General features: G+C 64.3%; 1 protein-coding gene and 1 other annotated feature. The gene reads right to left on the reverse strand.

The annotated features are described in order from the left end of the window. Positions 1-22 precede the first annotated feature (22 nt). Positions 23-1260 (reverse strand): IS3 family transposase gene (locus GVL03_RS18805; protein WP_159502536.1). Its coding sequence is split into 2 segments (ribosomal slippage): positions 23-975 and positions 975-1260, totalling 1239 coding nucleotides; the frame shifts between segments, so codons are not numbered across the junction. Then, positions 873-988, reverse strand: a sequence feature (AL1L pseudoknot). (Overlaps the previous gene by 116 nt.) Positions 1261-1309 lie beyond the last annotated feature (49 nt).

Genomic DNA, 1309 nt, shown 5'->3' on the forward strand with positions numbered 1-1309 from the left:
TGAATCGGCCTGACTTTTGTTCCTATCGGGAGCCTTGGCCAGCGGGTGCTGGTTCGGCGGATTCTTGGTCAGCGTAGTACGCGTCCTCGATCTCGATCGGGGTGCGCATGTCGAGCTCGCCGTGGAGGCGGGAGTTGTTCCACCACCACACGTATTCGAGGGTCGCGAGCTCGACCTGTTCGACAGTCTTCCAGGGCCCTTGCTGACGGATCAGTTCGGTCTTGTAGAGGTTGTTGATCGCTTCGGCCATCGCGTTGTCGAAGCTGTCGCCGACGGTTCCTGTGGAGGGGACGGCGCCGAGCTCGGCGATGCGGTCGGTGTAGACCATCGCGGTGTAGTTCGATCCGTGATCGGCGTGATGGATCAACCCGTCGAGCCGGCCGCCGACGTTCCATGCCGCCATGTCCAACGCCTGCATAGGCAGGATCTCGGATCTGAGCGTCGAGGCGACGTTCCATCCAACGATGCGGCGTGAGTAGACGTCAGTGACGAACGCGACATACGCGAACCCCGACCACGTCGCCACATAGGTCACGTCGCAGACCCAGAGCCGGCGAGGGGCTGGCGCGGTGAAGCGCCGGTTGACGAGGTCGCCCGGCAGCATCGCGGTCTTGTCGGAGCGCGTGGTGAACACCCGCTTCGACTTCTTCACGCCACGGACCCCGGCCAGACGCATGAGTCGTTCGGTCTGGTCGCGGCCGATCTCCCAGCCTTGGCGGCGCATCAGCGCGTGCATCTTCCGTCGCCCGTAGACGCCGTAGTTCTCCGCATGCAGCCGAGCAACCTCCGGGACGAGCAACTCGTCTCGTAGACGCCTGGCCGAGGGCGGGCGCAGTTTCGCGGCGCGATATCCGCGAGAGGTGATGAACCCACGAACTGCCGCGCGCAGCACACGGCAGATGGCCTCGACCCCGAACTGATCCCGGTGCTTGTCGATGAAGCAGATCATTTCGTCGTGGGGCGGTCGAGTTCCTTCGCGAAAAACACGCTCGCCGCCTTGAGGATCTCGTTGGCGCGCCGCAACTCGGCGACCTCGCGGCGCAGACGAGCGTTCTCCTCGGCGACGTCGCTCGGCACCCCGGGCCGCTGGCCGGCATCGACCTCACGGCGGCGATGCCACACCCGCAACGTCTCGGCACTCATACCGAGCAGCCCAGCGACATGTCGGACCGCGGTCATCAGGTTCGGATGATCCGGCTTGGCCTCGTCGAGCATCCGCAGCGCACGCTCACGCATCTCGGGAGAGTACTTCTGATTCATCGAGTTCCATCCTTGCTTCAAGAACGGAACGAAAGCCAGGCCGATTCAG

It is taken from the genome of Microbacterium sp. 18062, from assembly GCF_902706225.1.
In the GTDB taxonomy this organism is placed as follows: Bacteria; Actinomycetota; Actinomycetes; order Actinomycetales; family Microbacteriaceae; genus Microbacterium.